This window comes from Ewingella sp. AOP9-I1-14 (assembly GCF_052375995.1).
Classification (GTDB): Bacteria; Pseudomonadota; Gammaproteobacteria; order Enterobacterales; family Enterobacteriaceae; genus Ewingella; species Ewingella allii.
In genome coordinates this window covers 20,488-44,325 of record NZ_JBQSVA010000005.1, presented here as the reverse complement: position 1 = coordinate 44,325, position 23,838 = coordinate 20,488, and the positions used below count along the sequence as shown (strand labels likewise).

The following is a 23,838-nucleotide window of genomic DNA, read 5'->3' as shown; positions in this document are numbered from 1 at the left end:
ATGGATTCGCAACGCAATCTCTTTCTCATCGCTCTGCTGTTCGTGTCTTTCATGATCTGGCAGGCCTGGCAGACGGACCACGCTCCGCAACCAGCCAATCAGACCACGCAACAGACTGCGAATACTGCTAACGGCGATGCTGCTAACCAGGCTGTTCCTGGCAGCGGACAGGGCAAAATGATCACCGTCAACACTGACGTGCTGTCATTGAGCATCAACACCCGTGGCGGTGATATTGATCAGGCTTTACTGACTGCTTACCCAACGTCTCTGGGTTCAAGCGAACCTTTCCAGCTTCTGGAAACCACTCCTAATTTCGTCTATCAGGCTCAAAGCGGTCTGACGGGCAAAAACGGCCCAGACAACCCGGCTAACGGCGAACGTCCTCTGTATCAGGCTAGTCAGGACAACTTCACCTTAGGCGAAGGTCAGGCTGAACTGCGTATCCCTCTGACTTATACCGCTCAGAACGGCGCAGTGATCACCAAAACTTTCGTTATCAAGCGTGGTTCTTACGCCGTGAATGTTGAGTACAACATCAACAACACCACTGCGACCCCACTTGAAATGACGCTGTTTGGCCAATTGCGCCAAACCACCGAGCTGCCGAAGCACAAAGATACCGGGAGCAATAACTTTGCCCTGCATACCTTCCGTGGCGCTGCTTACTCGTCTAGCGATGATAAATATCAGAAGTACGCGTTCGATAAGAGCGAAGCGCTGAACGTCACCACTCAAGGCGGCTGGGTTGCCATGTTGCAGCAGTACTTTGCAACCGCGTGGATCCCTTCAGCGAAAGACACCAACAACTTCTACACCACGACCAATAACGGCATTTCCGCTGTTGGCTTCAAAGGTGCACCTTTTGTTGTTCAACCTGGCGCGCAGCAACAAGTGGCTTCTACCCTGTGGGTAGGCCCAGAGATTCAGGATCAAATGGCCGCCATCGCGCCGCACCTTGACCTGACTGTTGACTACGGCTGGTTGTGGTTCATTTCTCAGCCACTGTTTAAACTGTTGAAATTCATTCACGGTTTCATCGGTAACTGGGGCTTCTCCATCATCATCATCACCTTTATTGTTCGCGGTATCATGTACCCACTGACCCGCGCTCAGTACACGTCGATGGCGAAAATGCGTATGCTGCAGCCGAAACTGGCCGCGATGCGTGAACGCATTGGTGATGACAAACAGCGCATGAGTCAGGAGATGATGGCGCTGTATAAAGCAGAGAAAGTGAACCCGTTGGGTGGCTGTCTGCCGCTGGTTATCCAGATGCCAATCTTCCTGGCATTGTATTACATGCTGTCTGGCTCCATTGAATTGCGCCACGCGCCGTTCGCCTTGTGGATCCATGACCTGTCAGCGCAAGACCCGTACTACATTCTGCCGATCTTGATGGGTATCACGATGTTCTTCATTCAGAAGATGTCGCCGACTACCGTCACAGACCCAATGCAGCAGAAGATCATGACCTTCATGCCGGTCATCTTCACCGTGTTCTTCCTGTGGTTCCCATCCGGTCTGGTGCTGTACTACATCGTCAGTAACCTGGTAACCATCCTCCAGCAGCAGCTGATTTATCGCGGGCTGGAAAAACGTGGTCTGCACAGCCGCGACAAGAAAAAATCATAAGTCAGTCTCAGGGGCTTCCCGCCCCTGAAGCTCTAAACTTGTGAAATTCTGAACTTGTGTAATTAACAGAAAAGGCGATCATTTGATCGCCTTTTGTACATTCAAAATAGAGATAATTCGCTATGAGCACCTCAGATACCATTGTTGCCCAAGCCACGCCTCCCGGCCGCGGCGGAGTCGGCATTCTGCGCGTTTCCGGCCGCGCGGCGAGCCAGATTGCGCAGGAGATCTTAGGTAAGCTGCCCAAGCCGCGCTACGCCGACTATCTGCCCTTCCGCGATGCGGACGGCTCGACGCTCGACCAGGGTATTGCCCTGTGGTTTCCCGGCCCGAACTCCTTCACCGGCGAAGACGTGCTGGAGCTGCAAGGCCACGGCGGCCCGGTTATCCTCGATTTGCTGCTTAAGCGTATTATCTCGCTGGACGGCGTGCGTATCGCGCGCCCGGGCGAGTTCTCTGAACGCGCCTTCCTCAATGACAAACTGGACTTAGCCCAGGCCGAAGCCATCGCTGACCTGATTGACGCCAGCTCCGAGCAGGCCGCGCGTTCGGCGGTAAACTCCCTACAGGGCGCATTTTCCAATCGTGTTCACCATTTGGTGGAAGCACTTACTCACCTGCGAATCTTTGTGGAAGCGGCGATCGACTTCCCCGATGAGGAAATCGACTTCCTGTCTGACGGCAAAATTGAGGCTCAACTCAATACGGTGATCGGCGACCTTGATGCCGTGCGTGCCGAGGCGCGTCAGGGCAGCCTGCTGCGCGAAGGAATGAAAGTGGTGATCGCCGGTCGTCCAAACGCCGGAAAATCAAGCTTGCTCAATGCGTTAGCGGGGCGCGAGGCGGCCATTGTCACCGACATCGCCGGTACCACCCGTGACGTGCTGCGCGAGCACATTCACCTCGACGGCATGCCGTTGCACATCATCGACACCGCCGGACTGCGCGAAGCCAGTGACGAAGTTGAGCGAATTGGTATCGAACGTGCGTGGAATGAGATCGAACAGGCCGACTTAGTGCTGTTTATGGTTGATGGCACCACCACCGACGCCACCGAGCCTGCGCAAATTTGGCCGGAGTTTATGGCCCGTCTGCCAGAGACATTGCCGATTGTCGTGGTGCGCAACAAGGCAGACATCACAGGTGAAACGCTGGGTATGACCGAAGTGATTGGTCACTCACTTATTCGCCTTTCGGCACGCACCGGCGACGGCGTAGACCTGCTGCGTGAGCATCTAAAGCAGGTTATGGGCTTCAATCACAATATGGAAGGGGGCTTCCTCGCCCGCCGCCGTCACTTGCAGGCGCTAGAACTGGCGGCAGAACACCTGATCCGCGGCAAAGACCAGCTTTTAGGCGCGCGCGCCGGAGAGTTACTGGCAGAAGAGCTGCGCATGTCGCAGCAGGCGCTGAGTGAAATTACCGGTGAATTTACCTCGGATGACCTACTTGGGCGTATTTTCTCCAGTTTCTGTATCGGCAAATAAGCCAGAAATTCGATAAGTTTGTAAGTAAACACTAACCGCGTTAACTCTCTGTTAATGCGGTTTTTTTCGACGAGTATCTCGGTATGGATTTTAAGCTGCTTGAGCTGAGTATGGGGATGAGCGAGAAGCAGATCGAAAAGCTGCTCTGAGTTGATTTATCGAAAGAAAAATCCATTGTGGAGCAGGTTTACCCTCACTCTTTTATGCCGTAAGAGGCAATCAAAACCACGCTTCAGTGCTACCACCAGCATTAATGCCGCATGCCAACACTGGCGGCAGACCCCCTACAATTTAGCCCTTATCAGGCTCGGTCAGCTTACGCATGGCTTTAACCTGTGCGGCGCTGACCTTTTCGGCCTGATTTCCCCAGCCGTTGCGGATGAAGTTTACGACGTCGGCGACGTCTTGATCTTCCAGTCGGTCGGCGAAGGCGGGCATTTTCGCTTCTTTGCCGGACGTGGCGGTGACTGGCGAGTGCGCGCCGCGCAGCACGATATTGATCATTGATGAAGGGTCGGCGCTGACCACCACCGGGTTTTGCGCCAGTTGCGGATATTTGTTCTTTTCGCCCTGCCCGCTGGCTAAGTGGCAGTCGGCGCAGTTATCCATATAAAGCTGTGCGCCGCTGGCGGCGAGGTCGCCTTTCTCCAGTGCCTGCGCGGTGGCGCTGTTATTCACCTGAACCCTAAATTGACCGTCGGCAGGCAGCGATTTGAGGTACACGGCAATCGCCTGCCGGTCGGCGTCGGTCAGGTATTGGGTGCTGTCCTGCACTACCTCGACCATCGAGCCAAAGGCGGTGCTTCGCGCCGTGTGGCCCTGCTGCAAGAACTGGGTGATATCACCCTCGGTCCACTGCCCCAGCCCGGTGGTGGCGTCGCCGCGCAGGTTTGGCGCATGCCAGCCGTCCAAGGTGCCGCCGGAGAGATAGGCGCGATTGCCGTTATCCAAGGCTTTCTCTTGGAAGCCGACGCCGCGTGGCGTATGGCAGCTGCCACAGTGCCCCAGCCCTTGAACCAGATAGGCTCCACGGTTCCAGTCGGCGGTCTGTTTCGGGTCGGAGTAGTAAGGCTTTTCTTGCAAAAAGACCTGATTCCACACCGCCAGCGGCCAGCGAATGTTGAGCGGGAAAGGGATGTCGCTCGGCCGGTTGGTTTGTGCCACCGGCGCGACCTGCTGGGTGAAATAGAGGTAAAGGTCGCGGGTATCGCTGTCGGTGATTTTATTGAATGAGGGGTAAGGCATCGCCGGATACAAATGGTGGCCGTCTTGGGCAATGCCTTGGCGCAGCGCCCGGCTGAAATCCTGCTCGCTGTAACTCCCAATGCCAGTCAGTTTGTCCGGGGTGATGTTGCTGGCATAGATGGCCCCCACCGGCGTCATCATCTTCAAGCCACCAGCAAAAGGCTTGCCGCCCGGCGCGGTGTGGCAGGCGGCGCAATCCCCGGCACGCGCCAGATACTCGCCATGTTTAATCTGCGCGGCCAGGTCGCTGTCGGCATGGGCCGCCTGCGCCAGCCCGCTGATTGCCATGGCGAGCCACAGCCCGTAAGACTTTATGGTTATTTTTCGCGTCATCCGGTGAGTTACTTTTGGGTCACAGTGAAGGTCTGCCATTATGCCGCCGAGCGGGGCTAAAAATCACTCAATTCACGCCACGAAATAAGGCCAGATCGTAACCATTGGTTTATGGCTGATTTGGGACATAAAAAAAGCCCGGCGCGCTGGCCGGGCTTGGATTAATGCCGTCAGAAGAAAATTAGAGTTTGAAGCCCGATACCACGGTTTCCAGCTGCAGGGTTTGATCCTGCATCGCCTGCGCGGCGGCAGACACCTGTTCCACCAGCGCGGCGTTCTGCTGGGTGGTGTTATCCAGCTGGGTGATCGCCACGTTCACCTGCTCAATCCCCAGACTCTGCTCTTGGCTGGAGGACATGATTTCATTCATCAGCGTGGCAACATTGTTCACCCCGGTCATCAGCTCATCCATGGTGCTGCCTGCCGTGGCGACCAGCTGGCTGCCGGAGGTAATATCCGCCACCGAATCCTCAATCAGCTTTTTGATTTCACGGGCTGAAGTGGCGGAACGCTGGGCCAGACTGCGTACTTCCGAGGCCACCACGGCGAATCCGCGCCCCTGTTCGCCCGCGCGCGCGGCTTCTACCGCGGCATTCAGCGCCAAGATGTTGGTTTGGAAGGCAATGCCGTCAATCACGCTAATGATATCGACGATTTTCTTCGACGAGTTGGTGATCGAGCCCATGGTATCCACCACCTGGCGCACCACCCGCGTGCCTTTCTCGGCAACGTTGGAGGCATCGCGCGCCAGCTGGTTGGCACTTTCGGCGTTGCCCGCGTTCTGTTTCACCGTGCTGGTCAGCTCTTCCATCGAGGCCGCCGTCTCTTCAATCGAGCTGGCCTGCTCCTCGGTTCGCGCCGAGAGATCCAGATTACCACTGGCAATCTGCCGCGACGCCGAGGCTATCGCCAGCGAGCTGTCGCCCACCTGCTTGAGCAGCGACTGGAGGAAGTCGAGGAAGTTGTTGAAGCTGCTATTCACCGCGTTGAACTCAGGGCTGCTGCTTTGCGGCAGGCGCTGGGTCAAGTCCGCGCCACCGGCCGAAAGCTGGCTGATGTTGCGATTCAGCGCGGCGAGCTGGCGCATAAACAGCTTGATGCCGGCAATCAGCACAATCAACAGCAGCAGAACCATCGGGATCTGCACCAGGCCGAGGCTCGCCAAAATGCTGTGCGTCCGCTGTAACAGCTGGCTGGTTGGCATATCAGTGGCGATAAACCACGGCCCCTGAATGCGGCTCATAAACAGGGTGTGGCTGGTGCCGTCATTGTCATAATCCGCCACCAGAGTGCTGCTGTCTTTTATCCCATCGAGACTTTTTCTGATTTGCTCGGCCAGTGCAGACTGATCGCCCAGTGAGGCCAGTTTCGGCAGTTTTTCATCGCTGCTGTGGCTGGTACCGACAATGGTGCCATCCTGCTGAACGATATAAATCGTGCCGTGAACCTTTTTCTCCATATCAGCCACCAGCTGATTGAAGAAGCCCAGCGTGACATCAATGGTGGCCACGCCCCAAGGTTCAGACCCTTTGTAAATCGCCATCGCACAGTTGGTGCGCGGCTGGGTGCTGGCATCATCGAAATAGGCCGGAGCCCAGACGCACTGGCCCTTTTCACCTTTTAAAGCCCCGACGTACCACGACTGCTCGAAGTAGTTTGGCGACTCCGCGCTGTTCCAAAACGTATTTTCGGTTAGCTCATTGCTGCCATTGCGGGCAAAGAAGGTGCTGAACTTCACTTTGGCCGGATCGCGCTTGTTGGGCAGAGGCCAGATACCGCCGCCGAACACCGCGCTGTCGCCATACTGATCCACAAGTGGCGGCAGAAGTTTGTCGATGGAGGCGCTGTCCATCTGCGCCACGCTCTGGGTAATGCTTCGAACCTGCGACTCAACTTTATTCAGGCGATCGTTGATAGCAACCGCAATATCGTCAACCTGATTGGCGACTTGCGTGCTTTCGGCCTGTTTCAACTTGGGAGAGATATACACCTGGATGACGATAAGCGTAACGATAACCAGCACAATAAAAAATAAGCTGATCAAGGCGATAAAGCGTGATTGCGTTGTTTTTAACATTTTCGCGGTACTCACAGGCAAAGCAGCGAGAGCGCTGCTTAAGTACTAACGGCATTTTCTGAGGTTTCTTTATGTGCTGTTAGCAGATATATCTTGTAAGTCAGTTTCGGTCAGAAAACGCCAGAACATCCTTCGGACAGCGAAATTTGTTAGTTGTGGGGGATTAACGTGATGTGGCTCACCTTTTGGGGATGGAAAGCGCATTTTTAAGCAGTGGAAATGCGATTAAAGGCGGTTTTTAAGCAGTTTTTAATGATTTCTCTTAATGTTATCCTTCCTTTCTTAATAGAAAATAAGCCGAACCATTAATCATGGAGTGAACAATGGCGTGCCATTTTGCTAGATGGGTTGCAGCGGAGCCTGAGCCGGATACTCACCGCCTTCCCCCGAACGTACTTTTATCTGCCAAAAGCCTTTCCGAAAAACAGCGTAAACGCTTTCTAAGTGGCCGCGTGCTGCTGGCCGAAATGATGTTTTACCTGTACGGCATTACCGAACTGCCCGCGATCATTACCCTGCCCAGCGGCCGCCCGAGCTTTGAATCGCAAAACCTGCCTGATTTCAGTCTGGCTTACGCCGGAACCACGGTCGGCGTGATGTTGAGCAGCGAAGGCAAGGTCGGGCTGGATTTGGAAGTGATCCACGCCCGCAGCGCGTTAATCAATTCGCAGCAGCAAGCCCAGCTGTCTGCCGTCGAACAGACATGGATCGCGCTACAAAGTGACCCGGTGGAGTCGGCGCTGCAACTGTGGTGTATTCGCCAAAGCATGCTGAAACTCTCCGGGCTGACGGAATACGGCGAGAGGAGCCTGAGCCTGAATCCGGCGTCGGGCCGCCTGCGCTCGGCCATCACTCCTGAAGCTCAGGTGATGAGTGACATCGATGGCTCTCTGACGTGGGCCTGTGCGCACTCTCCGGCTATCGCCCGTCTACTCTGCTGGCGATATTCACCCGAAAGTGGCTTTACTCGCACTCAAGCTCTCTCCATCCAGCAGCAGCCCAACTCGCCGCATTTTATGAAGTTCACCAGTCTGCCTCCGGCAAAGTAATGATTGCCTGCGAAAGCGCCGTGCGGATCGCTGTCCGGCGCCAGCAATCTGGTATAGATTTATTCTGAGCCTCATTCAAGACATTCCCCATAACAGGAGTCATTCATGTCAACGCAACCCCTGAAGTTTGTCACTCTGTTAGGCAGCCTGCGCCAAGGCTCGTACAACGCGATGGTCGCGCGAACCCTCCCTAAACTTGCACCTTCCGGCGTGAGTATTGAAGCTCTGCCGTCGATTGGCACCCTGCCGCTGTATGACGCAGACGTGCAGCAAGAAGAGGGTTTCCCGGCGGATATCGAAGCCATTGCCGAGCAAATTCGTCAGGCTGACGGCCTGATCATCGTGACGCCGGAGTATAACTATTCGGTTCCCGGCGGGTTGAAGAATGCTATCGACTGGCTCTCGCGCCTGCCAAACCAGCCAATCGCGGGCAAACCGGTGCTGATCCAGACCAGCTCAATGGGGCCGATTGGCGGCGCGCGCTGCCAATATCACCTGCGCCAGATTTTGGTGTTCCTCGACGCCCAGGTGATGAACCGTCCTGAGTTTATGGGTGGCGTGATCCAGAGCAAAGTGGATGAGCAAACGGGCGAAGTGATTGAGCAAGGCACGCTGGATTTCCTCACCGGCCAGCTGAATGCCTTCGCCGACTACACGCGCCGCGTCACGGCCAAATAACGCCAGCGGTAAGCCAAACGCCAAACGGCCCGTCACTCACATGACGGGCCGTTTTTTTATGTATCGATGCTGGAGTTAGTGGCTATCGACAAACACAATTTTCAGCACGAACAGCAGCGCGACAACCACCACGCACGGGCTGATCTCTCTCCAACGGCCGGTGCCGACTTTCATCACCACGTAGGAGATAAAGCCTAAGGCGATACCTTCGGTGATGGAGAAGCTGAACGGCATCATGACGGCGGTGACGAAAGCCGGAACAGCCTCGGTGAGGTCATCCCACGTGACGCGCGCCAGGCTTGAGGTCATCAGCACGCCCACGTAAATCAGCGCACCGGCGGCGGCATAGGCTGGCACCATTCCCGCCAGCGGGGAGAGGAAAATCACCAGCAAGAACAGGATGCCTGTCACCACGGCGGTCAGGCCGGTGCGGCCCCCTACGGAAACGCCTGAGGAGCTTTCGATGTAAGCCGTCACGGAAGAGGTGCCGACAAAAGCCCCGGCGACGGAGCTGATGCTGTCGACATACAGCGCCTGCTTCATCTGCGGGAATTTGCCTTGGGCGTCGGTCAGCCCGGCTTTGTCCGTCACGCCAATCAGCGTGCCTGAGGAGTCAAACAGGTTCACCAGCATGAAGGAGAAAATAACCCCCGCCAGCCCGATGTTTAACGAGTTTTTCAGGTCAACTTGCCCCACAACGGAGGTGACACTCGGCGGCATAGAGAAGAAGCCGGTGAAGTGTACGTCGCCGATAATAAGACCGATCACCGTCGTCACCACGATGGACACCAGCACCGCCGCGTGGATGTTACGCGAAGCCAGTACGGCAATGATGAAGAAGCCCAAGGCTCCCAGCAGTACGTTGTGCGAGGTCAGATTGCCGATGGTGACGATGGTGTCCGGGTTCGGCACAATAATGCCGGCGTTTTTCAGCCCCATCATGCCGATAAACAGCCCGATACCGGCCGTGATGCCAATTCTCAGGCTCACCGGAATATTGGCAATCATCCAATAGCGAATGCGGAAAATGGTCAGCAAAAGGAAACCGATTGCGCCCCAGAAAATAGCACCCATGCCGATCTGCCATGAAATGCCCATCGCGCCAACCACGACAAAGGCGAAGAACGCGTTCAGCCCCATCGCTGGTGCCAGCGCCACCGGCAAGTTAGCCACCACGCCCATCAGGATGCTGCCGAACGCGGCAATCAGACAGGTGGTCACGAACACAGCCTGTTTATCCATACCGGCCACGCCAAGGATCTGCGGGTTCACGAACACGATATAGACCATGGTCAGGAACGTCGTCAGCCCGGCGATAGTTTCAGTACGTACGGTGGTGCCGTGCTGCGTCAGTTTAAACAGACGTTCGAACAGGCCCTGTCCGCTGGAGACATTGCTTTGTGGTTTACTCATTGAGTGGGTTCCGAAGAAGGGAAAAAACAGTCGACGGCTATCCTACCCCAAAAAGTGCTTTTTGGATGCCACTCGGCAGGATTTTTTCTGGCACGAAAAGCAGCACATTTTGTCGCGTACAGGATAGAGTTGAGGTCAAAGATCCTAAATTCATGATGCCATGACAAAAATCTCTGCCGGAGGAAATATGTCCGTAAGCCAAAATATTGAAAACAATGACCCGTTGCCGATCGACTGCGTGCTTTTTGACTGTGACGGCACGTTGGTGGACAGCGAACTGCTGTGCTGCGAAGCCTACGTGGAGATGTTCGCGCACTTTGGCGTTACCGTCTCCTTTGACGAGATGTACAAGACTTACAAAGGCGTCAAGCTCTACGAAATCATCGCCATCATCAATAAACAGCACGGGCTGGATGTGCCGAAAGAAGAGATGGAAGTGATTTTCCGCCAGCACGTGGCGCGGCTGTTTGATAGCAAACTGACAGCCATCGACGGCGTGCACCAGCTGTTAGAGCAGATTCAGGTGCCGATGTGTGTGGTCTCCAACGGCCCGGTGAGCAAAATGCAGCTTTCACTTGGCAAAACCGGCCTATTGCCGTTTATGGGCGATAACCTGTTCAGCGGCTACGACTTGCAGCGCTGGAAGCCCGATCCGGCCGTGCTGTATAAAGCCGCCGAGGTGATGAAGGTGGACATCAAACGCTGCATTCTGGTGGAAGATTCCGTGGCAGGCGCGCAGGCGGGGATCGCCGCCGGCATTCCAGTCTTTTACTACTGCGCCGACCCGCACAACCCGCCTCTCGACAACCCGCTAGTAACTACTTTCCACGATATGCGCGAACTGCCCGCACTGTGGCGCGCCAAGGGTTACACCATTACAGCGCGCTAGAAAGCAGAAAAGCAAAAGGCCTCGCGAGGAGGCCTTTTCGTTCGAGCAGAAAGGGAAGCTGTTAGTCTTCTTTCTTCTCTTTTTTGCTATCAGTCAGCAGCTTGTCCAGCGCGTCGCCGCCCACGTGACGGAAATCCTGACCCTTCACGAAGTAGAAGATGAATTCGCAGATATTCTGGCAACGGTCACCGATACGCTCGATAGAACGGGCGCAGAACAGCGCGGTCAGCACGCTTGGAATGGTGCGCGGATCTTCCATCATGTAGGTCATTAACTGACGCACAATGCCTTCGTATTCCTGATCGACTTTCTTGTCTTCGCGATAAATACGCACCGCTTCGTCGAGATCCATACGGGCAAAGGCGTCCAGCACGTCATGCAGCATCTGCACCGTGTGGCGGCCCAGCGACTCCAGGCTGACCAGCAGCGGCTGATGCAGATGGGAGAACTTCTCCAGAGCCGTGCGGCAGATTTTGTCCGCCACGTCACCAATGCGTTCCAGCTCGGAAATGGTTTTGATGATCGCCATCACCAAGCGTAAGTCGCTGGCGGTCGGCTGGCGTTTCGCAATGATGCGCACGCAAGCTTCGTCGATAGCCACTTCCATCATGTTAACTTTGTCATCGCCTTTGATGACCTGCTGAGCCAGCTCGCCATCCTGATTGTGCATGGCGGTAATGGCGTCAGTCAGTTGCTGTTCAACCAGACCGCCCATCGCCAGCACCTGAGTACGGATGTGCTCAAGCTCTGCATTGAACTGGCCGGAAATGTGTTTATTTAAGTTCAGGTTATCCATTTTTCTTACCTCAACCGTAACGGCCAGTGATGTAGTCTTCAGTTTGTTTGCGCGCCGGTGACGTGAACAGCGAGTCGGTGTCGCTGTATTCAATCAATTCACCTAAATACATGAACGCCGTGCGGTCGGAACAACGCGCAGCCTGCTGCATGTTGTGCGTCACGATAACCACGGTGTAGTCCGATTTCAGCTCGGTGATCAGCTCTTCAATGCGGCCGGTAGAGATTGGGTCAAGCGCCGAGCAAGGCTCATCGAGCAGCAGCACGTCTGGGCGGATCGCGATACCGCGCGCAATACACAGACGCTGTTGCTGACCACCAGACAGGCTGTAGCCGCTCTGATGCAGTTTATCTTTGGATTCGTTCCACAGCGCGGCCTTGGTCAACGCCCACTGAACGCGCTCGTCCATGTCGGTGCGAGACAGCTTCTCAAACAGGCGAACGCCGAAGGCGATGTTGTCATAAATCGACATCGGGAATGGCGTTGGCTTCTGGAATACCATGCCGACTTTGGCGCGCAGCAGCGCGATGTCCTGCTTATCCACCAGAATGTTTTCGCCGTCGAGCAGGATTTCACCTTCCGCGCGCTGTTCTGGGTAGAGCTGGTACATTTTGTTGAATGTGCGCAGCAGCGTCGATTTACCGCAGCCGGATGGGCCGATAAAGGCGGTGACTTCATTCTTGGCGATATCCAGGGAGATATTTTTCAGCGCATGGAATTTGCCGTAATAAAAGTTCAGGTCGCGAACCTGGATTTTGCTGTTGGATGCGTCAGTCATTCGACTCATTAAGACATCTCTCTTTTATCTTTCGCGCGCCGCAGCTGCGACGCCGGGTAACTGTGATGGCGGCCGGAGCCACCCTCAATAAATGTTATTTTGCTCTAACTTACTGTTTTTTCTTGGCGAAAATCACACGCGCCAGAATATTCAGCAGCAGGACGCAGACGGTGATCAGCAATACACCTGCCCAAGCCAGCTCTTGCCACTCGCTAAACGGACTCATCGCGAATTTGAAGATGGTCACTGGCAAGTTGGCAATCGGCTGCATCATGTCGGTGCTCCAGAACTGGTTGGAGAGCGACGTAAACAGCAGCGGTGCGGTTTCACCGGCAATACGGGCAATCGCCAGCAGGATACCGGTCATGATCCCCGACACCGACGCTTTCAGCGTAATAGCAGAAATCATCTTCCACTTTGGCGTACCCAGCGCGTAGGCCGCTTCACGCAGGCTGTCCGGCACCAGTTTGAGCATGTTTTCCGTGGTACGGATAACAATAGGTATTTGCAGCAATGCCAGTGCCAGCACGCCAGCCCAACCGGAGAAGTGACCCATTTTCGCCACCACGATGGTGTAAACGAACAGGCCAACCACGATGGAAGGCGCGGAGAGCAGAATGTCATTGATGAAGCGAATCACTTCGGCCAGCGGCGATTTACGGCCATATTCAGCCAGATAAACACCCGCCATCACGCCGAGCGGGGTACCAATCACGGTCGCCCACAGGATCAACAGGCCGCTACCGGCAATGGCGTTCGCCAAACCACCACCCGCGGTGTTCGGCGGAGGGGTGTTTTCGGTGAACAGCGCCAAGGACATGCCGTCGACACCTTTCACTACGGTGGTGAATAAGATCCACACCAGCCAGAAGAGGCCGAAAGCCATGGTTGCCATCGACAACAGCAGGGCAACGCGGTTCTTTTGACGGCGCCACGCCTGACGTTTACGGCGTGACTGTAATAAAGCTTCGTTGCTTTGCATTTCCATCGTGGTCATTTAGCGGCCCTCTTTCTTAGCAAGACGCAGAATCATCACTTTGGACAAGGCCAGAACGATGAAGGTGATAACAAACAGAATCAGACCGAGTTCCATCAGCGCCGAGGTGTGCAGGCCAGCTTCGGCTTCGGCAAACTCATTCGCCAACGCGGAGGTAATACTGTTGCCCGGCATATACAGCGATGCGCTGTCGAGCTGGTAGGTGTTACCGATGATAAAGGTCACCGCCATGGTTTCACCCAGCGCACGGCCAAGACCCAGCATGATGCCGCCGATAACGCCGTTTTTGGTGAAAGGTAGCACGATGCGCCAGATAACTTCCCACGTCGTACAGCCGATGCCGTACGCGGACTCTTTCATCATCACCGGCGTCTGCTCAAACACGTCACGCATCACGGAGGCGATATAAGGGATGATCATGATGGCGAGGATCACGCCAGCGGCCAGAATACCGATACCAAAGCCCGGGCCTGCGAACAGGGCGCCAACGATAGGAATACCGGAAAGGACTTCGCCAACGGGAGTCTGGAAATAGGTAGCAAACAGCGGCGCGAAGATAAACAGGCCCCACATGCCGTAAACAATGCTGGGGATAGCCGCCAGCAGTTCAATCGCAATCCCCAGCGGGCGACGCAACCAGTTAGGTGCCAGCTCGGTGAGGAACAGTGCGATACCAAAGCTGACCGGAACAGCAATCAGCAAGGCGATAATCGAGGTGACAACCGTGCCGTAAATTGGCACCAGTGCGCCGAATTGTTCGTTCGGTGCGTCCCAGGTTTTCGTCCACAGGAAAGAGAAACCAAATTTCTCGATGCTTGGTAATGAGGCAATAAACAGCGAGACGATAATACCGCCCAGCAGCAATAGCACAATCAGCGCTGCCAGCTTAACTAGCGCGCCGAAGATGATGTCACCGTTTTTACTTGGTGCTTTGATAGACGGCTTATATTCAGCCATACCACTCTCTTCTTGTTCAGATTTAATTCCCTCTCCGGACGGAGAGGGAATGAGGCAGAAGACCTGTACTCTAACTCAAAATCATTTAAGTTCCATCAAGGCGACCAACGCCGAGACAACTTAAAGATGATTGATTAGTAAAGAGCTTTACCGCTGCTGTCTTTGATGTTGGATTTCCATGCTGCGCGAACTTGTTCAACAACAGATTCTGGCAGAGTGGCGTAATCCAAATCAGTAGTCAGCTTGCCGCCGTTTTTGTAAGACCAGTCAAAGAACTTCAGCACTTCAGCACCGTTGGCTGCGTTAGCCTGCTCTTTGTACACCAGAATGAAGGTGGTAGAGCTGATTGGCCACGCGTTGTCGCCTTTCTGGTTAGTCAGGTCCTGAGCGAAAGTTTTCTTCCAGTCAGCGCCTTTAGCTGCCGCGCTGAAAGAAGCTTCAGTTGGGCTGATTGACTTACCGTCTGCATCCACCAGCTTGGTGTATGCCAGGTTGTTTTGTTTAGCGTATGCGTATTCAACATAACCGATTGAGCCTGGCAGACGTTGAACGAAAGCAGCAACGCCGTCGTTACCCTTGCCGCCCAGACCAACAGGCCAGTTTACCGTTGAACCTGCGCCAATCTTGTCTTTCCACTCAGAGCTAACTTTTGTCAGGTAGCTGGTGAACACGAAAGAGGTACCTGAACCGTCAGCACGGCGCACAACCGCGATGTTGGTGTCTGGCAGTTTCACGCCTGGGTTCAGCTTAGTGATTGCCGCGTCATTCCATTTTTTGATTTTGCCCAGGTAGATATCACCCAGCGTTGCGCCGTCCAGCGTCAACTGACCTGATTTGATGCCCGGGATGTTAACAGCCAGTACCACGCCACCGATCACGGTTGGGAATTGGAACAGACCGTTCTTTTGCAGGTCTTCTTCTTTCATTGGCGCATCAGAAGCACCGAAGTCGACAGTTTTAGCGATGATTTGCTTAACGCCGCCGGAAGAACCGATACCCTGATAGTTAACCTGATTACCAGTAGCTTTTTGATAAGCGTCAGCCCATTTGGCATACACAGGTGCAGGGAAGGTGCCGCCAGCGCCAGTCAAGTTACTAGCAGCGAAAGCAGACATTGCTGTGAGGGAGAAAGTCGCTGCCACAATACCGGCGACGGTGTTACGCATCAATTTCATGTTCCACTCCTAGTGGTTTCTTATTTGTTCGATCTTGGGTTCGACCCAGCTCGAGGCTACTTAAAGTGTTTGGCACAGGAGGAAAATAGGACAGTTTGGTGACAGTAAAATGTACGTTATATGACAGTTTTATGACAAAGGTCACAAAATAGCCGATGCGGGCAGGTTCTTGAGATTTGGAGGGTAAAAAGCCGACCCGGAGGTCGGCTTAAGCTGTCACATTCCAGTAATACCCTAAATCATTCGCGTTGTAGCGCGAAGGATGACGGGTATTTATTCGACGGTGACAGACTTCGCTAGGTTACGTGGCTGATCGACGTCGGTACCTTTGATCAGGGCAACATAGTAGGAAAGCAGCTGTAACGGCACGGTGTAGAAGATAGGGGCAACGATTTCTTCCACGTGTGGCAGTTGGATAATCTTCATGCCGTCTGAGTCGGTGAAACCCGCATCCTGATCGGCGAAGACGTACAACAAGCCGCCGCGCGCGCGCACTTCTTCAATGTTCGACTTCAGCTTTTCCAGCAATTCGTTGTTAGGTGCTACAACGATTACTGGCATATCAGCATCAATCAGCGCCAGCGGGCCGTGTTTCAACTCACCCGCGGCATAGGCTTCAGCGTGAATATAAGAAATCTCTTTCAGCTTCAGCGCACCTTCCATCGCGATCGGATATTGGTCGCCACGGCCCAAGAACAGGGCGTGATGCTTGTCAGAGAAGCCTTCAGCCAGAGATTCGATAGTTTTATCCAGCGACAGCATCTGTTCGATACGCGCAGGTAAGGCCTGCAGCGCGTGCACGATGTCGTGTTCGACCTGAGCGTCCATCCCTTTCAGGCGGCCCATACGCGCCACCAGCATGAGCAGAACGGTTAATTGGGTGGTGAACGCTTTGGTGGATGCCACGCCGATTTCGGTGCCCGCCTTGGTCATCAGTGCCAGATCCGACTCACGCACCAGCGAAGAACCCGCCACGTTACACACGGCCAGCGAGCCCAGATAACCCAGCTCTTTGGACAGGCGCAGCGCTGCCAGCGTGTCAGCCGTCTCGCCGGATTGCGACAGGGTGATGATCAGGCTGTTCGGGCGCACGGCGGATTTGCGGTAGCGGAATTCAGAGGCGATTTCGACATCACAAGGCATGCCAGCCAGAGATTCAAACCAGTAGCGCGCCACCATGCCGGAGTTGTAAGAGGTCCCGCAGGCAATAATCTGCACATGCTGCACGTGAGACAAGATCTCGTCGGCTTTCTCACCCAGTTCGCTCAGATTCACCTGACCCTGGCTGAAGCGACCTTCCAGGGTGTTTTTAATCGCCAGAGGTTGCTCGTAAATCTCTTTTTGCATGTAGTGACGGTAAACGCCTTTATCACCGGCGTCATATTGCACTTTAGATTCGATTTCAGCGCGATGTATCGCGTGACCCTTATTGTCAAAGACGTTCACCGTGCGGCGGGTAATTTCCGCCACGTCGCCTTCTTCAAGGAACATGAAGCGGCGAGTGACAGGCAACAGGGCAAGCTGGTCAGACGCGATGAAGTTTTCACCCACGCCCAGACCAATCACCAGCGGGCTTCCGGAGCGCGCGGCCACCAGCACGGACGGATCGCGACGGTCCATCACCACCGTGCCATAAGCACCACGCAGTTGAGGAATAACGCGCTGAACCACTTCCAGCAGCGTGCCGCCCTGCAATTGCTCCCAATGAACCAGATGGGCGATAACTTCGGTATCTGTTTCAGAATCAAAGCGATAACCGCGTTCGATCAACAGAGCACGCAGAGGTTCGTGGTTTTCGATAATACCGTTATGCACCACGGCAATGTAATCAGACACATGCGGGTGGGCATTCGCTTCAGAAGGCTCGCCGTGGGTCGCCCAGCGGGTGTGCGCAATGCCGGTGCCGCCGCTCAAAGGCGTTTGTGCCAGAGCATCAGCCAGCATTTGCACTTTACCTACGCGACGCAGACGGTTCAGCTTGCCATCGGCATCGACCACCGCCAGACCCGCTGAGTCATAACCGCGATACTCGAGGCGGCGTAAACCTTCTAACAGAATTTCTGCAATATCACGTTGCGCTACTGCGCCAACAATTCCACACATCAGTTTTATTCCTATTTAAAGCCTGTTCACAGACCTTATTTTTGTCGCCTGACCTGATTGATATCCGGATTTTTTCCGGGTTCCCCGAGCCTTGTAGAAGTTGGGGATTATTATGTTTTGGTCTGCATTTCCTGAGAAAACGCAGACCAAAACACAACTCTGGTGTCAGAAAAGCACGCCGAAACGTGCCTTTCTGAATTAACTATAGCGGTTAAACGCGTTACTTCTTCTTCACCGGGCGTTGCCAGTCAGGCTTATGCACCTGCTGTACGCGGCTGATAACCAAACCGTTTTCTGGCACGTCGCGAGTCACCGTAGTGCCTGCGGCGATAGTCACGTTGTTGCCGACGGTAACGGGCGCCACCAGCTGGGTGTCTGAGCCAACAAAGACGTCGTTGCCAATCACCGTTTTAAACTTGTTTACGCCGTCATAGTTGCAGGTAATGGTGCCCGCGCCGATATTCACGTTATCGCCAATTTCCGCGTCGCCAAGATAGGAGAGATGGCCAGCTTTTGAGCCTTTGCCCAGTCGCGCTTTTTTCACTTCGACAAAGTTACCGACGTGCGCGCCCTGCGCCAGCTCGGCACCCGGGCGTAGGCGGGCGAATGGCCCCACGGTACATTCAGCTTCCAGCACGGCGTTTTCGAACACGCTGTACGGGCTGATTTCGCAGTCATCGCCAATCACGCAGTTTTTCAGCACGCAGCCCGCGCCGATTTTCACGCGGTCGCCAAGCTTGACGTTGCCTTCGATGATCACGTTGGCGTCGATCTGCACATCAATGCCGTGCGACAACTCGCCGCGCAAATCAAAGCGGGATGGGTCTAATAGCATGACGCCCGCCAATAATAGGCGCTCGGCCTGCTCACTCTGATAAACGCGCTCAAGGCGGGAGAGCTGGAGGCGGTTGTTCACACCATCCACTTCGCTATTACGGGCTGGGTGAACCGTGGCAATCTGGTGCCCTTCTGCATGGGCCATGGCAATAATGTCGGTGATGTAATACTCACCCTGCGCATTATTGTTGTTGAGTTGCCCCAGCCAGCGTTTTAGCGATGCGCCTTCAGCCACCAGAATACCGGTGTTAATTTCTTTGATTTTCAACTGCTCGGCGTTGGAGTCTTTCTGCTCAACGATGCCAGTCACCGTGCCATTTTCACGCACGATGCGGCCATAGCCCGTTGGGTCATCCAGCACCACTGTCAGTAAACCAATGCCACCGTCCGGTTTGGCTTTCAGCAGATTATCCAGCGTTTCAACAGAAATCAGCGGGACATCGCCATACAGCATCAACACGTTTTCATCATCGGCAAAGTGCGACGCGGCTTGCTGCATCGCGTGCCCGGTGCCCAGCTGCTCGGCCTGAAGCACCCAATTCAGCCCCTCTTCGGCCAGCGACTGCTTCAGCAAATCGCCACCGTGGCCATAAACCAGATGAACGTTATTCGCACCTAGATGGGTCGCAGCATCGATTACGTGCTGAACCATCGGCTTACCAGCCAGAGGATGAAGAACTTTAGGAAGGTTGGAGTACATGCGAGTCCCCTTGCCTGCGGCAAGGATCACAACACTCAATGCGCTGTTAGACATAGGTAACCTGACAAATCCAATTTGAGGGACAAAAGTAACCTGTTAAGCAACAGAATTACTACATATTTCGCTTTGAAAAATGCCCGCAAGCCGCAGCCCGCAAGGCCTGAGCAGGGCATAGCCAATATAAATGAAATCGGCGATAAAAATGCCTGATTTACGCAGTAGTATTCCATTTAATGGCGGGCCTTGTCATAAGAATAAGATGCAAAACCCACCTTATTTATTGCCCAAAAAAAAGATAGCCAAAAAAAAAGCGACCCGAAGGTCGCCTTTTCAACTGATGTCGTTACATCGCTTTTCTGGTCAACTCGATAACGCGAAGTTTCGCGATCGCTTTAGCCAGTTCCGCAGACGCCTGAGCGTAGTCGACGTCGCCGTGAGAACCACTGATGTGTTCTTCCGCTTTACGCTTAGCTTCAAGCGCTCGCGCTTCGTCGAGGTCTTGCCCACGGATTGCAGTGTCAGCCAACACGGTCGTTGCGCTCGGTTGCACCTCAAGGATGCCGCCGGAAAGATAGATATACTCTTCTTCACCGTGTTCTTTAACAATGCGCACCATACCAGGCTTGATGGCGGTGAGCAGCGGAGCATGCCCCGGGAAAATACCCAGTTCGCCTTCGCTACCCGTCACCTGGATCTTTTGTACCATGCCAGAAAACATTCTCTTTTCCGCACTGACAACATCCAGATGGTAAGCTTTTTCAGCCATGTCATCCTCTCTCACAACAAGCTAGCGTTACAGTTTCTTGGCTTTTTCCACTGCTTCTTCAATGGTGCCAACCATGTAGAACGCTTGTTCCGGCAGGTGATCGTAGTCGCCGTCCATAATGCCTTTGAAACCACGAATGGTATCTTTCAGCGATACGAACTTGCCCGGAGAACCGGTGAAGACTTCGGCCACGAAGAACGGCTGGGACAGGAAGCGCTGAATCTTACGCGCACGGGATACAACCAGCTTGTCGTCTTCTGACAGCTCGTCCATACCCAGAATCGCGATGATGTCTTTCAGTTCCTGGTAACGTTGCAGAATAGACTGCACGCCACGAGCCACATCATAGTGTTCCTGACCAACAACCAGTGGATCCAGCTGACGGCTGGTAGAATCCAGTGGGTCAACCGCTGGGTAGATACCCAGTGACGCGATCTGACGGCTCAGTACCACGGTCGCATCCAAGTGGGCGAAGGTGGTGGCTGGAGATGGGTCAGTCAAGTCATCCGCAGGGACGTAAACGGCCTGAACGGAGGTGATAGAACCACTTTTGGTCGAGGTGATACGCTCTTGCAGAGCACCCATCTCTTCCGCCAGCGTTGGCTGATAACCTACCGCCGATGGCATACGGCCCAGAAGTGCAGACACTTCGGTACCCGCCAGGGTGTAACGGTAAATGTTGTCAACGAACAGCAGTACGTCACGACCTTCATCACGGAATTTCTCCGCCATGGTCAGGCCGGTCAGTGCAACGCGCAGACGGTTACCTGGTGGCTCATTCATCTGACCGTAGACCAGGGAAACTTTGTCGATAACGTTGGAGTCAGTCATTTCGTGGTAGAAGTCGTTACCCTCACGAGTACGTTCACCCACGCCTGCAAACACGGAGTAACCGGAGTGCTCGATCGCGATGTTACGGATCAGCTCCATCATGTTTACAGTTTTACCAACACCCGCACCACCGAACAGACCGACTTTACCGCCCTTAGCGAACGGACACATCAGGTCCATAACTTTGATACCGGTTTCCAGCAATTCTTGGGAGTTAGCCAGCTCTTCGTAAGAAGGTGCTGGACGGTGAATTGCACGACGTTCTTCTTCGCCGATTTCACCTTTCATGTCGATTGGTTCACCCAATACGTTCATGATACGACCCAGAGTCGCTTTACCAACCGGAACTTCAATTGGGTGTTCCAGGTTGTTCACTTTCAGACCGCGACGAAGGCCGTCTGAGGTACCCATTGCGATACAACGAACAACGCCGCCGCCTAACTGTTGCTGAACTTCCAGAACCAGTTTGGAGGCACCGTTTTCTACCTCAAGAGCATTGTACACGTTCGGTACTGCATCCTGAGGGAACTCGACGTCCACCACGGCGCCGATTACCTGGATAATCTTTCCAGTAGCCATCTTGAATCCTCTACGTAATTCGTAAACCTAGCTTAAACCGCGGAGGCTCCCCCGACGATCTCGGTGAGTTCCTGAGTGATGCTGGCCTGACGAGCTTTGTTGTATACCAACTGCAGCTCTTTGATCAGGCTGCCGCCGTTATCGGTTGCGGCTTTCATCGCTACCATTCGCGCGGCCTGTTCGCTGGCCAGGTTTTCTACGACGCCCTGATAAACCTGAGATTCCACATAGCGACGCAGGAGGGTATCCAGCAGTGCTTTAGGATCTGGCTCATACAGGTAATCCCAGGATTTCTTCGCCAGTTCGCCATCTTCTGCCGGTGGCAGAGGCAACAGCTGAACGATGCGTGGTTCCTGAGACATGGTATTGACGAATTTGTTGCTAACAACGCATAACTTGTCTAAACGACCTTCATCGTAAGCCTGCAACATCACTTTTACCGGTCCGATAAGTTCTGACAGAGAAGGGTTATCCCCCATGCCAGTCACTTGGGCAACAACGTTGCCACCTACGGAACCGAAGAAAGAGGCTGCTTTGGAACCGATCAGGGCTAAGTCAACCTCAACGCCTTTCTCGGACCAGCCTTTCATCTCTGCCAGCAGTTTTTTGAACAAGTTAATGTTCAAGCCGCCACAAAGACCACGGTCGGTAGACACCACCAGATACCCAACGCGTTTAATTTCACGCTCATCCAGGTACGGGTGCTTGTATTCCAGATTACCTAACGCGAGGTGACCGATCACTTCACGAATGGTTTCTGCATAAGGACGGCTGGCCGCCATGCGATCCTGCGTTTTACGCATTTTGGAGGCGGCGACCATCTCCATCGCTTTAGTGATCTTTTGCGTGTTTTGCACGCTGCTGATCTTACTACGTATCTCTTTTCCGCCGGCCATCTCTGCTTCTCCTCATTACCAAACGGCCTGCTGCTGGTCTGCTAAAGCAGGGCAGCAGGACCGCTTAGTGTTACCAGGACTGGGTTGCTTTGAAGGTATCGAGGATATTTTTGAATTTACCCTCGATCTCATCGTTGTACGCACCAGTTTGGTTGATTTGTTGCAGAAGCTCTGCGTGCTCGCGGTCAGCGTAAGCCAACAGCGCAGCTTCAAAGCTACCGACTTTAGACAATTCAACGTCTTCCAGGTAACCACGTTCTGCTGCGAAGATAATCAGTGACTGCGCTACGATTGACATCGGCGCGTACTGTTTCTGTTTCAGCAATTCAGTCACTTTCTGACCGTGGTTCAACTGTTTACGCGTTGCTTCATCCAGATCGGATGCAAACTGGGAGAACGCAGCCAGTTCACGATACTGTGCCAACGCGGTACGAATACCACCGGACAGTTTTTTCATGATCTTGGTCTGAGCTGCACCACCAACACGGGATACGGAAATCCCTGGGTTTACCGCAGGACGGATACCGGCGTTGAACAGGTTTGATTCCAGGAAGATCTGACCATCGGTAATCGAGATTACGTTGGTTGGAACGAACGCTGAAACGTCGCCCGCTTGCGTTTCGATGATTGGAAGCGCAGTCAGGGAACCGGTTTTGCCTTTCACTTCACCCTTGGTGAATGCTTCAACGTACTCGGCGTTAACACGCGCAGCACGCTCCAGCAGACGGGAGTGGAGATAGAAAACGTCGCCTGGGTAAGCTTCACGACCTGGTGGACGACGAAGCAGCAGGGAAATCTGACGGTAAGCAACAGCCTGTTTAGACAGGTCATCATAAACGATCAGTGCGTCTTCACCGCGGTCACGGAAGTATTCACCCATTGCGCAGCCGGAGTACGGTGCCAGGTATTGCAGTGCAGCAGATTCTGATGCAGTCGCAACAACAACGATGGTGTTTTCCAGTGCGCCGTGCTCTTCCAGTTTACGAACCACGTTAGAAATGGTGGACGCTTTCTGGCCGATAGCCACATAGATACATTTGATGCCGGAATCGCGCTGGTTGATGATCGCATCAATTGCCAGAGCAGTTTTACCGGTTTGACGGTCACCGATGACCAATTCACGCTGACCACGACCGATTGGGATCATGGCATCAACGGATTTGTAGCCTGTCTGCACAGGTTGGTCTACGGATTGACGTTCGATAACGCCCGGTGCGATAGCTTCAACAGCTGAGAAGCCGTCGTGTTCTACCGGACCTTTACCGTCGATTGGCGCACCCAGGGTGTTAACAACGCGACCCAGCAGGCCACGGCCAACTGGAACTTCCAGGATACGGCCAGTACATTTAACTTTCATACCTTCGGCGAGGTCAGCGTAAGGGCCCATTACAACGGCACCTACGGAGTCGCGCTCCAGGTTCAGGGCGATAGCGTAACGGTTACCCGGCAACGCAATCATTTCGCCTTGCATGACATCGGCTAAGCCGTGCACGCGGATGATCCCGTCACTGACGGAAACGATAGTACCTTCATTGTGAGCTTCGCTCACCACATTGAACTGAGCAATGCGCTGCTTGATCAGTTCGCTGATTTCGGTGGAATTCAGTTGCATGCTCC

Annotated in this window: 19 protein-coding genes; 5 read left to right on the top strand and 14 right to left on the bottom strand. The window is 54.2% G+C overall.

What is annotated here, in order from left to right:
* Together yidC and mnmE are read left to right on the top strand one after the other, a co-directional pair.
* Complete coding sequence (gene yidC, locus ACT3RT_RS14710; RefSeq protein ID WP_353503770.1) at positions 1 to 1,635, top strand: membrane protein insertase YidC; 1,635 nt, start codon at positions 1 to 3, stop codon at positions 1,633 to 1,635.
* A gap of 122 nt (positions 1,636 to 1,757) precedes the next feature.
* Positions 1,758 to 3,122, top strand: a complete 1,365-nt coding sequence (mnmE, locus tag ACT3RT_RS14705; protein ID WP_485902932.1) for a tRNA uridine-5-carboxymethylaminomethyl(34) synthesis GTPase MnmE — start codon at positions 1,758 to 1,760, stop codon at positions 3,120 to 3,122.
* 291 nt (positions 3,123 to 3,413) lie between these two features.
* On the opposite strand, the gene ACT3RT_RS14700 is transcribed toward mnmE, so the two are convergent.
* On the bottom strand, positions 3,414 to 4,700 hold the full coding sequence (locus ACT3RT_RS14700) for a c-type cytochrome (RefSeq protein WP_496203235.1): 1,287 nt from the start codon (positions 4,698 to 4,700) through the stop codon (positions 3,414 to 3,416).
* A gap of 181 nt (positions 4,701 to 4,881) precedes the next feature.
* Complete coding sequence (locus ACT3RT_RS14695) at positions 4,882 to 6,777, bottom strand: methyl-accepting chemotaxis protein (protein ID WP_496203234.1); 1,896 nt, start codon at positions 6,775 to 6,777, stop codon at positions 4,882 to 4,884.
* Positions 6,778 to 7,100: 323 nt separating this feature from the next.
* On the opposite strand from ACT3RT_RS14695, the gene ACT3RT_RS14690 reads away from it, so the two are divergent.
* Together ACT3RT_RS14690 and ACT3RT_RS14685 are read left to right on the top strand one after the other, a co-directional pair.
* Positions 7,101 to 7,826, top strand: coding sequence for a 4'-phosphopantetheinyl transferase family protein (locus ACT3RT_RS14690; RefSeq protein ID WP_353503773.1), 726 nt, complete (start codon positions 7,101 to 7,103; stop codon positions 7,824 to 7,826).
* 105 nt (positions 7,827 to 7,931) lie between these two features.
* Entirely contained in the window at positions 7,932 to 8,504 is a 573-nt protein-coding gene (locus ACT3RT_RS14685) for an NADPH-dependent FMN reductase (RefSeq protein WP_496203233.1), read from the top strand.
* Positions 8,505 to 8,579: 75 nt separating this feature from the next.
* Here the strand turns inward: ACT3RT_RS14685 and ACT3RT_RS14680 are convergent, their stop codons facing one another.
* Entirely contained in the window at positions 8,580 to 9,917 is a 1,338-nt protein-coding gene (locus tag ACT3RT_RS14680; protein ID WP_353503775.1) for an NCS2 family permease, read from the bottom strand.
* Between the two features lie 187 nt (positions 9,918 to 10,104).
* Between ACT3RT_RS14680 and yieH the strand changes: the two genes are divergently transcribed.
* Positions 10,105 to 10,806, top strand: coding sequence for a 6-phosphogluconate phosphatase (yieH, locus tag ACT3RT_RS14675; protein WP_485902922.1), 702 nt, complete (start codon positions 10,105 to 10,107; stop codon positions 10,804 to 10,806).
* A gap of 61 nt (positions 10,807 to 10,867) precedes the next feature.
* Here the strand turns inward: yieH and phoU are convergent, their stop codons facing one another.
* From phoU to atpA, 11 genes are all read right to left on the bottom strand, one after another.
* The gene (gene phoU, locus ACT3RT_RS14670) at positions 10,868 to 11,602 is read right to left on the bottom strand and encodes a phosphate signaling complex protein PhoU (RefSeq protein WP_034794334.1); all 735 of its coding nucleotides are present in this window, start codon (positions 11,600 to 11,602) and stop codon (positions 10,868 to 10,870) included.
* Positions 11,603 to 11,612: 10 nt separating this feature from the next.
* Positions 11,613 to 12,380 carry a phosphate ABC transporter ATP-binding protein PstB gene (gene pstB, locus ACT3RT_RS14665; RefSeq protein ID WP_017490418.1) on the bottom strand — a complete coding sequence of 256 codons (768 nt, stop codon included), beginning with the start codon at positions 12,378 to 12,380 and terminating at the stop codon, positions 11,613 to 11,615.
* A gap of 109 nt (positions 12,381 to 12,489) precedes the next feature.
* On the bottom strand, positions 12,490 to 13,377 hold the full coding sequence (gene pstA / locus ACT3RT_RS14660; protein WP_034794340.1) for a phosphate ABC transporter permease PstA: 888 nt from the start codon (positions 13,375 to 13,377) through the stop codon (positions 12,490 to 12,492).
* Positions 13,378 to 14,334 carry a phosphate ABC transporter permease PstC gene (gene pstC / locus ACT3RT_RS14655; RefSeq protein ID WP_353503777.1) on the bottom strand — a complete coding sequence of 319 codons (957 nt, stop codon included), beginning with the start codon at positions 14,332 to 14,334 and terminating at the stop codon, positions 13,378 to 13,380.
* Positions 14,335 to 14,468: 134 nt separating this feature from the next.
* On the bottom strand, positions 14,469 to 15,509 hold the full coding sequence (gene pstS, locus ACT3RT_RS14650) for a phosphate ABC transporter substrate-binding protein PstS (RefSeq protein ID WP_034794345.1): 1,041 nt from the start codon (positions 15,507 to 15,509) through the stop codon (positions 14,469 to 14,471).
* A gap of 273 nt (positions 15,510 to 15,782) precedes the next feature.
* A complete protein-coding gene (gene glmS, locus ACT3RT_RS14645) occupies positions 15,783 to 17,612 on the bottom strand; it encodes a glutamine--fructose-6-phosphate transaminase (isomerizing) (RefSeq protein ID WP_496203232.1) in 1,830 nt (609 codons plus the stop codon).
* Positions 17,613 to 17,832: 220 nt separating this feature from the next.
* Positions 17,833 to 19,203, bottom strand: a complete 1,371-nt coding sequence (glmU, locus tag ACT3RT_RS14640; protein WP_353503779.1) for a bifunctional UDP-N-acetylglucosamine diphosphorylase/glucosamine-1-phosphate N-acetyltransferase GlmU — start codon at positions 19,201 to 19,203, stop codon at positions 17,833 to 17,835.
* Between the two features lie 289 nt (positions 19,204 to 19,492).
* The gene (locus tag ACT3RT_RS14635; RefSeq protein ID WP_034794353.1) at positions 19,493 to 19,915 is read right to left on the bottom strand and encodes a F0F1 ATP synthase subunit epsilon; all 423 of its coding nucleotides are present in this window, start codon (positions 19,913 to 19,915) and stop codon (positions 19,493 to 19,495) included.
* A gap of 27 nt (positions 19,916 to 19,942) precedes the next feature.
* Positions 19,943 to 21,325, bottom strand: a complete 1,383-nt coding sequence (atpD, locus tag ACT3RT_RS14630; protein WP_034794356.1) for a F0F1 ATP synthase subunit beta — start codon at positions 21,323 to 21,325, stop codon at positions 19,943 to 19,945.
* Positions 21,326 to 21,357: 32 nt separating this feature from the next.
* Positions 21,358 to 22,221, bottom strand: a complete 864-nt coding sequence (atpG, locus tag ACT3RT_RS14625) for a F0F1 ATP synthase subunit gamma (protein WP_034794358.1) — start codon at positions 22,219 to 22,221, stop codon at positions 21,358 to 21,360.
* A gap of 70 nt (positions 22,222 to 22,291) precedes the next feature.
* On the bottom strand, positions 22,292 to 23,833 hold the full coding sequence (gene atpA / locus ACT3RT_RS14620) for a F0F1 ATP synthase subunit alpha (RefSeq protein WP_034794361.1): 1,542 nt from the start codon (positions 23,831 to 23,833) through the stop codon (positions 22,292 to 22,294).
* Positions 23,834 to 23,838 lie beyond the last annotated feature (5 nt).

What these genes read in the sequence shown, in the direction of transcription:
- phoU (WP_034794334.1), bottom strand. Translation starts at nt 11,602, where the DNA reads ATGGATAACCTGAACTTAAATAAACACATTTCCGGCCAGTTCAATGCA.
- ACT3RT_RS14685 (WP_496203233.1), top strand. Translation starts at nt 7,932, where the DNA reads ATGTCAACGCAACCCCTGAAGTTTGTCACTCTGTTAGGCAGCCTGCGC.
- yidC (WP_353503770.1), top strand. Translation starts at nt 1, where the DNA reads ATGGATTCGCAACGCAATCTCTTTCTCATCGCTCTGCTGTTCGTGTCT.
- ACT3RT_RS14635 (WP_034794353.1), bottom strand. Translation starts at nt 19,915, where the DNA reads ATGGCTGAAAAAGCTTACCATCTGGATGTTGTCAGTGCGGAAAAGAGA.
- atpG (WP_034794358.1), bottom strand. Translation starts at nt 22,221, where the DNA reads ATGGCCGGCGGAAAAGAGATACGTAGTAAGATCAGCAGCGTGCAAAAC.
- ACT3RT_RS14700 (WP_496203235.1), bottom strand. Translation starts at nt 4,700, where the DNA reads ATGACGCGAAAAATAACCATAAAGTCTTACGGGCTGTGGCTCGCCATG.
- mnmE (WP_485902932.1), top strand. Translation starts at nt 1,758, where the DNA reads ATGAGCACCTCAGATACCATTGTTGCCCAAGCCACGCCTCCCGGCCGC.
- yieH (WP_485902922.1), top strand. Translation starts at nt 10,105, where the DNA reads ATGTCCGTAAGCCAAAATATTGAAAACAATGACCCGTTGCCGATCGAC.
- pstS (WP_034794345.1), bottom strand. Translation starts at nt 15,509, where the DNA reads ATGAAATTGATGCGTAACACCGTCGCCGGTATTGTGGCAGCGACTTTC.
- glmS (WP_496203232.1), bottom strand. Translation starts at nt 17,612, where the DNA reads ATGTGTGGAATTGTTGGCGCAGTAGCGCAACGTGATATTGCAGAAATT.
- pstA (WP_034794340.1), bottom strand. Translation starts at nt 13,377, where the DNA reads ATGACCACGATGGAAATGCAAAGCAACGAAGCTTTATTACAGTCACGC.
- ACT3RT_RS14695 (WP_496203234.1), bottom strand. Translation starts at nt 6,777, where the DNA reads ATGTTAAAAACAACGCAATCACGCTTTATCGCCTTGATCAGCTTATTT.
- ACT3RT_RS14690 (WP_353503773.1), top strand. Translation starts at nt 7,101, where the DNA reads ATGGCGTGCCATTTTGCTAGATGGGTTGCAGCGGAGCCTGAGCCGGAT.
- pstC (WP_353503777.1), bottom strand. Translation starts at nt 14,334, where the DNA reads ATGGCTGAATATAAGCCGTCTATCAAAGCACCAAGTAAAAACGGTGAC.
- glmU (WP_353503779.1), bottom strand. Translation starts at nt 19,203, where the DNA reads ATGTCTAACAGCGCATTGAGTGTTGTGATCCTTGCCGCAGGCAAGGGG.
- ACT3RT_RS14680 (WP_353503775.1), bottom strand. Translation starts at nt 9,917, where the DNA reads ATGAGTAAACCACAAAGCAATGTCTCCAGCGGACAGGGCCTGTTCGAA.
- atpD (WP_034794356.1), bottom strand. Translation starts at nt 21,325, where the DNA reads ATGGCTACTGGAAAGATTATCCAGGTAATCGGCGCCGTGGTGGACGTC.
- pstB (WP_017490418.1), bottom strand. Translation starts at nt 12,380, where the DNA reads ATGACTGACGCATCCAACAGCAAAATCCAGGTTCGCGACCTGAACTTT.
- atpA (WP_034794361.1), bottom strand. Translation starts at nt 23,833, where the DNA reads ATGCAACTGAATTCCACCGAAATCAGCGAACTGATCAAGCAGCGCATT.